The 6,246-nt window shown below is 70.6% G+C and carries 9 protein-coding genes, 1 tRNA gene and 1 pseudogene; all 11 read left to right on the forward strand.

Going from position 1 to position 6,246, the window contains the following annotated elements:
• Positions 1–111, forward strand: a pseudogene (locus FDZ70_05350) (RNA-binding protein).
• A 40-nt stretch (positions 112–151) separates the two neighbouring features.
• A tRNA-Thr gene (locus FDZ70_05355) sits at positions 152–226 on the forward strand.
• Positions 227–334: 108 nt separating this feature from the next.
• Positions 335–688 (forward strand): NADH-quinone oxidoreductase subunit A, encoded by a 354-nt coding sequence (locus tag FDZ70_05360; protein TLM77482.1) that lies wholly within the window; start codon positions 335–337, stop codon positions 686–688.
• Positions 658–1,179, forward strand: a complete 522-nt coding sequence (locus FDZ70_05365) for an NADH-quinone oxidoreductase subunit B (protein ID TLM77490.1) — start codon at positions 658–660, stop codon at positions 1,177–1,179. The genes FDZ70_05360 and FDZ70_05365 overlap by 31 nt, the downstream gene beginning before the upstream one ends.
• Positions 1,103–1,660 (forward strand): NADH-quinone oxidoreductase subunit C, encoded by a 558-nt coding sequence (locus tag FDZ70_05370; GenBank protein TLM77483.1) that lies wholly within the window; start codon positions 1,103–1,105, stop codon positions 1,658–1,660. The genes FDZ70_05365 and FDZ70_05370 overlap by 77 nt, the downstream gene beginning before the upstream one ends.
• Entirely contained in the window at positions 1,653–2,852 is a 1,200-nt protein-coding gene (locus FDZ70_05375) for an NADH-quinone oxidoreductase subunit D (GenBank protein ID TLM77484.1), read from the forward strand. The genes FDZ70_05370 and FDZ70_05375 overlap by 8 nt, the downstream gene beginning before the upstream one ends.
• Positions 2,654–3,868, forward strand: coding sequence for an NADH-quinone oxidoreductase subunit H (locus FDZ70_05380; GenBank protein ID TLM77485.1), 1,215 nt, complete (start codon positions 2,654–2,656; stop codon positions 3,866–3,868). Before FDZ70_05375 ends, FDZ70_05380 begins: the two co-directional genes overlap by 199 nt.
• A gap of 3 nt (positions 3,869–3,871) precedes the next feature.
• On the forward strand, positions 3,872–4,438 hold the full coding sequence (locus tag FDZ70_05385; protein TLM77486.1) for a 4Fe-4S dicluster domain-containing protein: 567 nt from the start codon (positions 3,872–3,874) through the stop codon (positions 4,436–4,438).
• The gene (locus tag FDZ70_05390; GenBank protein ID TLM77487.1) at positions 4,314–4,931 is read left to right on the forward strand and encodes an NADH-quinone oxidoreductase subunit J; all 618 of its coding nucleotides are present in this window, start codon (positions 4,314–4,316) and stop codon (positions 4,929–4,931) included. Before FDZ70_05385 ends, FDZ70_05390 begins: the two co-directional genes overlap by 125 nt.
• Complete coding sequence (gene nuoK, locus FDZ70_05395) at positions 4,932–5,243, forward strand: NADH-quinone oxidoreductase subunit NuoK (protein TLM77488.1); 312 nt, start codon at positions 4,932–4,934, stop codon at positions 5,241–5,243.
• A 3-nt stretch (positions 5,244–5,246) separates the two neighbouring features.
• Positions 5,247–6,246: NADH-quinone oxidoreductase subunit L (locus tag FDZ70_05400; protein ID TLM77489.1), on the forward strand; the 1,000-nt coding region annotated here is incomplete at its 3' end.

The raw sequence follows: 6,246 nt of genomic DNA on the forward strand, positions 1-6,246 counted from the left end.
CCCCAGGACGGCTCCGCGCACGGCGGCGGCGAGGGCGGCGGTCAGACCCCCGGTGGCGGCCGTCGCAGGCGGCGGCGGCGCGGTCGCGGAGGCGGCGGCGGAGCCGGGGGTGGCGCGCCCGCCTCTGGTGTGTAGAATATCGCTTCACTACGCCGCCTTAGCTCAATGGCAGAGCAACGCACTCGTAATGCGTAGGTTGAGGGTTCGACTCCCTTGGGCGGCTCCATAGCACGCGCGCGGGGGCTGCGGTCCTCGTTTCGTATGTATCCGTGGCGCTCCGCGGGGCAGGGGCGAACGGGTGCGTCTCGGGCGTTCGTGATACACAGGGAGCCATATGCAAGGACAACTCGCGATAGCCGTCTTCGTCCTACTCGGCTCGGCCTTCGTGGTCGCGGCGCTGCTCTTCTCGCTCATCTTCCAGCATCGGACGAAGGGCGAGGAGAAGTACGGCCCGTACGAGTGCGGCTCGGACCCCGTCGGCCCGCCCTGGGTGCAGTTCAAGATCGGGTACTACGTCTACGCGCTGCTCTTCGTCGTCTTCGACATCGAGACGGCGTTCCTCTACCCCTGGGCGGTCGCGTACGGGACGCTCGGGCCGTTCGTGCTCGCCGAGATGGCGCTGTTCGTCGCGATCCTGGCGGCGGGCCTCGCGTTCGCCTGGAGGGAGGGCGCGCTCACGTGGCGCTAGACCGCCTGACCGGCGAGCACTCGGTGCTCTTCATCCGCAGCGAGCAGCTCTTCGACACCGCACGCCGGTACTCGCTGTGGTACCTGCTGTTCGGCATCGCGTGCTGCGCCATCGAGATGATGCATGCCGGCGGGCCTCGGTTCGACTTCGACCGGTTCGGGATCTTCCACCGCGGCAGCCCGCGGCAGTCCGACGTGATGATCGTGGCCGGCACGGTGAACAAGAAGATGGCGCACACCGTGAAGCGGCTCTACGAGCAGATGCCGAACCCGAAGTGGGTCATCGCGATGGGCGCGTGCGCGTCGACGGGCGGCCCCTTCCGGGAGTATCCGAACGTGCTCCTCGGCGTCGACCAGGTCGTGCCGGTCGACGTCTACGTGCCGGGCTGCCCGCCGCGGCCCGAGTCGCTGCAGTATGGATTCATGCAACTGCAGGAGAAGATCCGCCGGCAGACGGAGGAGCGCCGTGCCGCTCGACGCGACCGAGCTTAGCCGCCTGCTCGTCGACGCGGGTGTCGTCGCGATCGTGAGCGGCGAGCGGTTCGGCGCGCTCGGGCGCATCGAGGCGGCCGACGCGGCGCCCGCACTCGCGATGCTGAAGACCGCCGGCTTCACGTTCTTCGTCGATGAGTTCGGCGCCGACACCGGCGACGCGCTCGAGGTCACCTGGCACGTCCGGCAGATGGCGCCGGTGCGCGATGCGTACCTGCGCGCGGCGCTGCCGTACGACGGCGTGCTGCCGAGTGTGTGGGAGGTCTTCCCGGCGGCGCTGTACCCGGAGCGCGAGATCGCCGAGATGTTCGGCGTGACGCTCGCGGGCCATCCGAACCCGAAGCGTCTGCTGACGACCGACGAGATCGGCGAGCCGCCGCTTCGCAAGTCCGTGCCGGTGCGCGAACGGCGCGCGGTCGCGCGCCCGGGCATCGTGCGCGACGAAGCGCCCGGCGCGGTGGAGGGCGGTCCGGATGACTGACTCGTCATCCGTCGCGGCCGCATTCCCCGCCGAGGGCGCCTACAGCGCCGGCGTGCTGCCGGCCGGCCTGCGCCGCGTGCCCAAGGGCGTCGACGAGCTGGCCACGGAGCACCTCATCGTGAACATGGGCCCCCAGCATCCGTCGACGCACGGCGTGCTGCACATCCTGCTCGAGCTCGACGGCGAGGAGGTCGTGGCGGCCGAGGCGTCGCTCGGGTATCTGCACCGCGGGATCGAGAAGCTCGCCGAGCACCGCCGCTACAACCAGGTGCAGACCCTGCTCGACCGGAGCGACTACATCTCGAGCTTCCACTCGGAGTGGGCGTGGGCGCTGGCGGTCGAGGATCTCGCCGGCATCGAGGTGCCGAGGAAGGCGCAGTGGATCCGCGCGCTGATGGCCGAGCTCAACCGCCTGTCGAGTCACCTGCTGTGGCTCGGGACCTTCGGCATGGACGCCGGCGCGATGGGGCCGTTCCTGTACTGCGTACGTGACCGCGAGGCGCTGCTCGACATCTTCGAGGCGGTCTCGGGTGCGCGCATGATGTTCAACTACATCCGCCCCGGAGGTGTCGTCGCCGACTTGCCGAGCGAGGCCGAGCCGCTCATCCGTGCGTTTCTCACCACATTCCCGAAGTACCTGGACGAGTACGACGGCCTGCTCACCGGCAACGGCATCTTCCAGGAGCGTATCAAGGGAATCGGCACCATCGGCGCAGACACCGCGCTCGCGTTCGGGATGACCGGCGCGAACCTGCGCGCTGCCGGCGTGCCGTGGGACGTGCGCCGGACCGTCCCGTACGGCCCGTACCCCGACCTCGTGTTCGAGGTGCCGCTCGGCACCGTGGGCGACCTGTGGGACCGCTGGATGGTGCGCCTCGGCGAGATGCGCCAGTCGGTGGAGATCGTGCGGCAGCTGCTCGACGGCATGCCCGAGGGCGACTTCACCGCGAAGGTGCCCAAAGTGCTGCGTCCGCCCGCGGGCGAGGCGTACGCGTGCGTGGAGTCGCCGCGCGGCGAGCTCGGGATCCACGTCGTGTCGGACGGCTCCGACCTGCCGTACCGCGTGCGCGTGCGCCCGCCGGCGCTGTACAACCTCTCGGTGGTCGACGAGGTCCTGCCCGGCTGCCTCATCGCCGACGCGGTCGTGACGGTGGGCGGGCTCGACATCGTTCTCGGGGAGATCGACCGGTGATCGGCCGCGTGCTCATCGGCGCGCTCGTCGCGCTCGCGCTGCTGCTGACGAACGGCGTCGTGCTGATCTACATGCTGCGCAAGGTGCTCGGCCACTTCCACCTGCGCCTGGGGCCCATGCGGACCGGCTGGCACGGCGTGCTGCAGACGCCGATGGACGTGCTCAAGCTGCTCACCAAGGAGGACTTCGACCCGGCCGCCACGGACGTGTGGCTCTTCCGGCTGGCGCCGCTGGTCGTGTTCGTACCGTCGTTCGCGGCGTACCTGCCGCTCGCGTTCTCGGAGAAGCTCGCGTTCGCCCCGCTCGAGACCGGCGCCCTGTGGGTGCTCGCGGCGCTGTCGGTGGTGCCGGTGGGCGTCCTCATGGCGGGGTGGGCGTCGAACAGCAAGTGGTCGCTGCTCGGCGGCATGCGCGCGTCGGCCCAGCAGATCGCCTACGAGGTGCCGCTGCTGCTCGCGCTCATCGGACCCGTCATGCTCGCCGGCACGCTCGACCTCGCCGAGTTCGTGCGCGCGCAGGCGGGCCTGTGGACCCCGGTGCCCGGCATCCTGCCGGCGTTCCTGCCGCGGTGGTACCTCTTCCCGCAGTTCGGGGCGTTCCTGCTGTTCTTCATCGCGGCGCTCGCCGAGCTGAACCAGACGCCGTTCGACATGTCCGTGGCCGAGTCCGAGCTGATCGAGGGGTTCGCGAACGAGTACTCGGGCATGAAGTTCGCCTTCCTGTTCCTCGCCGAGTTCAGCAACTCGTTCGTGGTCTCGGCGCTCGCGGTCACGGTGTTCTTCGGCGGTTGGATGCTGCCGTGGGTCTCGGCCGACCTGCCCGCTTGGGCGGACGTCGGCGTGTTCCTCGCCAAGACGTACGCGATGATCTTCGTGCTGATGTGGATCCGCGGGACGCTGCCGCGCATGCGCATCGACCAGCTGCTCGCGTTCGGCTGGAAGCGGCTCATCCCCGCCGGGCTCGTGTGGATCATGCTCACGGGCGCGGCCGTGTGGCTCACGAGCGGGGTGCTGTAGGCGATGGCCTGGGACGCCGGCATCCTCAAGGGCCTGTCGATCGCGTTCAAGAACCTCGTGCGCGGCCCGATCACGGTGCAGTACCCCGACGAGCGCGTCGAACTGCCGTCGCGCGCGCGGTGGGCGGTCATCCCGCTGATGGACGAGGCCGGCGCGCCGAAGTGCACCGCGTGCCAGGCGTGCGTGCGCGCGTGCCCGGACGGCGTGCTCGGCCTGCGCTCCACCACGCGCCCTGACAAGACCAAGCACATCGACGGCTTCTTCTACGAGGTCGGCGCGTGCATGCTGTGCGGGCTGTGCGTCGAAGCGTGCCCGTTCTCGGCGCTCGCGATGGGTGACGACTACGAACTCGCGACCACCGACACCGCCGCGCTCACGTGCACCCTGCTGGCCGACGTGGACGCTGCGAGCGGGAAGCGCGCGGAACCCGCCGCGCCTCCGCCTGATGCTGCGACAGGGGAAGTGGCCGACGGCGAGCCCGAAGGAGCCTGCGCAGGCGCGCCCTCTGCGCCGAGCACCAGCGACGAAGGGCGTGGCGCGGCCGCCTTGGAGGAGGCGAGCGATGGCTGAGACCGTCAACGGCATCGCCTTCTGGCTGCTCGCCGCAGCCGCGCTGCTCTGCGCCATCCAGACGATCTCCACGCGCAGCGTCGTGCACGCGGCGTTCTGGCTGCTCGGCGTGATGCTCGCGGTCGCCGGGCTGTTCCTGCTGCTGGCCGCCGAGTTCCTCGCGCTCGTGCAGATCATGGTGTACGCGGGCGCGGTCACGATCCTGCTGCTGTTCACGATCATGTTCACGCTGCGCAGCCGCGAGGACGCGCTACGGCCGCTCGATGCCTCGATGGGGGCGGGCGCGCTGTCCGCACTCCTGCTCGGCATCGTACTCGTGGGCGTCCGCGGGTTCGCGGCGCCGGCGGCCGTGATGCCGGCGGCTGCTCCGGGCACGGCCGACCTCGGGCGCGTGATGCTCACGACCTGGGCGCTGCCGTTCGAGGTCGCCTCGGTGGTCCTGCTCGCGGCGCTCGTGGCGGCGGTCTGGTGGACCAGGGGAGGCGAGGACTGAGTGACGGTGGGGCTGCATCACTTCCTCGCGCTGTCCGCGGTGCTCTTCTTCATCGGGCTGTACGGCGCGCTGTCCAAGCGCAGCGCGGTGCTCGTGCTCATGTCGCTCGAGCTGATGGCCAACGCCGTCAACGTGGACCTCGTCGCCTTCTCGCGGTTCGTGACGCCCGCGACCATGGCCGGCCAGATGTTCGCGGTCTTCTCGATGGTCGTGTCGGCCGCCGAGATCGGGCTCGGGCTCGCGCTGGTGCTCGCGCTCTACCGCGCGACGCGCTCGGTCGAGGTGGCCGCGATGAACCGGCTGAAGGGCTGAGGCGTGGACTGGATCCTGGCGATACCCGCGCTTCCCGCCGCCGCGTTCGCGCTGCTCACGCCGATGTCGCGCACGGTGCGCACCAAGGCGCTGTGGATCGCGCCCGCGGCCATCGTGCTCGCGCTGGTGCTCGCGTGCGCGGCGTTCACGCAGGTGTACGCCGCGACGCCGGCGCCCGAGCCGCACGCCGCGGAGGCGGCCGCCGGGGCTGCGGAGGCCGTGGGCGAGTCGGCCGCGCTGTCCGACCCGGCCGTGCTCGGCGTCGCCGACCCGGTCTGGCACCGGCGGTTCCCGCTCGCGTCGGTGGCGGGATCGTCCCTCGGCCTCGGGTTCGCGCTCGACGTGACCGCCGCGATCATGCTCGTCGTGGTCACGCTCGTGGGCGCGGCCGTGCAGGTCTACTCGCTCGAGTACATGCGCACCGACCCGCGGCGCGGGTGGTACTTCGCGGTGCTGTCGCTGTTCACCGCCGCGATGCTCGCGCTCGTGCTCGCCGACAACTACCTGATGCTCTACGTGATGTGGGAACTCATGGGGCTGTGCTCGTACCTGCTGATCGGCTTCTGGCACGAGCAGGAGGCGCCGCGCAAGGCGGCGGTCAAGGCGTTCCTGACCACCCGCATCGGCGACGTGGGTTTCGCGCTCGGGCTCGCGGTCATCTGGACGCAGACGCGCTCGTTCGAGATGACCGAGGTGTTCGGCTCGATCCCGAACTGGGCGCCGGCGGCGCTCACTGCAGCATCGCTGCTGCTGCTCGCCGGCGCGATGGGAAAGTCGGCGCAGGTGCCGCTGCACGTGTGGCTCCCCGACGCGATGGCGGGGCCCACGCCGGCCTCGGCGCTCATCCACGCCGCGACGATGGTCGCCGCGGGCGTCTACCTGGTGGCGCGGTCCCTGCCGCTGTTCGCCGCGAGCGGGTTCGCTCTCGAGGTCGTGCTGTTCGTCGGCGCGCTCACGGCCCTGCTCGCCGGCCTGATGGGCCTCGTGCAGCACGACATCAAGA

The organism is Actinomycetota bacterium (assembly GCA_005774595.1).
In the GTDB taxonomy this organism is placed as follows: Bacteria; Actinomycetota; Coriobacteriia; order Anaerosomatales; family D1FN1-002; genus D1FN1-002.

Bases quoted from the DNA above. Each gene is read 5' to 3' on its own strand.
- FDZ70_05370 (TLM77483.1), top strand. From the start codon at position 1,103: ATGGATTCATGCAACTGCAGGAGAAGATCCGCCGGCAGACGGAGGAGC.
- FDZ70_05375 (TLM77484.1), top strand. From the start codon at position 1,653: ATGACTGACTCGTCATCCGTCGCGGCCGCATTCCCCGCCGAGGGCGCC.
- FDZ70_05385 (TLM77486.1), top strand. From the start codon at position 3,872: ATGGCCTGGGACGCCGGCATCCTCAAGGGCCTGTCGATCGCGTTCAAG.
- FDZ70_05390 (TLM77487.1), top strand. From the start codon at position 4,314: ATGCTGCGACAGGGGAAGTGGCCGACGGCGAGCCCGAAGGAGCCTGCG.
- FDZ70_05360 (TLM77482.1), top strand. From the start codon at position 335: ATGCAAGGACAACTCGCGATAGCCGTCTTCGTCCTACTCGGCTCGGCC.